This is a genomic window from Nocardia cyriacigeorgica, from assembly GCF_029868385.1.
GTDB classification, from domain to species: Bacteria; Actinomycetota; Actinomycetes; order Mycobacteriales; family Mycobacteriaceae; genus Nocardia; species Nocardia cyriacigeorgica_F.
Genome location: NZ_JARWNX010000012.1, coordinates 1 through 1,222 on the forward strand (window position 1 = coordinate 1; position 1,222 = coordinate 1,222).

General features: G+C 61.5%; 1 protein-coding gene. It reads right to left on the bottom strand.

Annotated elements, in window-relative coordinates; genetic code table 11:
• Nucleotides 1-16: 16 nt before the first annotated feature.
• The gene (locus QH168_RS00580; RefSeq protein WP_280232361.1) at nucleotides 17-1,204 is read right to left on the bottom strand and encodes an esterase/lipase family protein; all 1,188 of its coding nucleotides are present in this window, start codon (nucleotides 1,202-1,204) and stop codon (nucleotides 17-19) included.
• Between the last annotated feature and the right edge of the window lie 18 nt (nucleotides 1,205-1,222).

Sequence of the window (1,222 nt, forward strand, 5' to 3'; positions counted from 1 at the left end):
TGCCGGTCTCGGGGGGTTAGAGGGAGCCGCCTCCGCCGATGAGCCAGGGGTTGAACGTGCATTGCAGTTGCGGGAACGCAACGGGGTCGAGCGCGTTGAGCGCGATCGACAACGCCCGCGGCGAATACATCATCGTCAAATGATCCGAAATATCCTGCTCACAACCATCCTGCAACGTGATGTTACGGACCGTCGCCCCCGGACCCTGCCGCAGGAACGTCAGATCATACGGATTGGTGACCTCGTCATACCGAGAACCGACCACCGTGTAATCCACCCCCGCCACCGTGTCACCACCCGCATTGAGCTGGTTCACGAAATCCGAACCGATCGTCTGCTGAATCCCGGCATGACCCACGAAGATCTCGATGAACCCCAACACATCAATCCCCAGATTATTGATCGCCCGCCCCAACGCACCGATCCCATCCAAACTGGTCCCATGATGCGTGGCACCAAAGGTGACCAAATTCTTCACCTTCGCCGCACCACCCTCGAACTTCGTGTACCAGTTCGACATCGACCCACCCTGGGAATGCGCCACAATATCCACCTCCCCAGCACCCGTCGCCGCCAACACCCGATCCACGAACACCGCCAACTGCTTCGCCGAATCCTGGATATACCCCGTCCCCATCACACCCGGCAGCACCGACCCCAAACCACCACCCTCCACCAGGTTGGCACGACCATAATTGAACGTGAACGTGCAGAACCCGGCATCCTTGATCGGCTGACCCATATACGCAAACCCGTTATACGCATTCATCCACGTCCCATGAATCAACAACACCGGACGCGGATGCTCCGCACTCGGCTTACACCCCCAATCATTGGCCCCCGGCGGCGCCGCATCCCCATGCACCAACCCATACCCGAACGCCGCCAACCACGACGACTGCACCGGACCCACCCCCACCGTGTCCGACGCATACCCACCCGACGACCCCGAACTCGACCCCGAACCCCCCAAACAATCACCCGAACCATTCCCCGACCCCGCACCACTACCCGAATCACACGCCGACCCCGAACTCGACCCCGAACCAGGCCCCGCCACCGACCGACCCGCCGCAATAAAATCCGCCAAATCCCGCTCCGACGGCACACCCACCGCCTGCCCACCCACCAACCCGACCACCAACACCGCAGCACCCGCCACCACCGCAGCACGCAACACACGACGCGAAACACTCCACCGCATAACAAGCCTTCCTGAACG

Bases quoted from the DNA above. Each gene is read 5' to 3' on its own strand.
- QH168_RS00580 (WP_280232361.1), bottom strand. From the start codon at position 1,204: ATGCGGTGGAGTGTTTCGCGTCGTGTGTTGCGTGCTGCGGTGGTGGCG.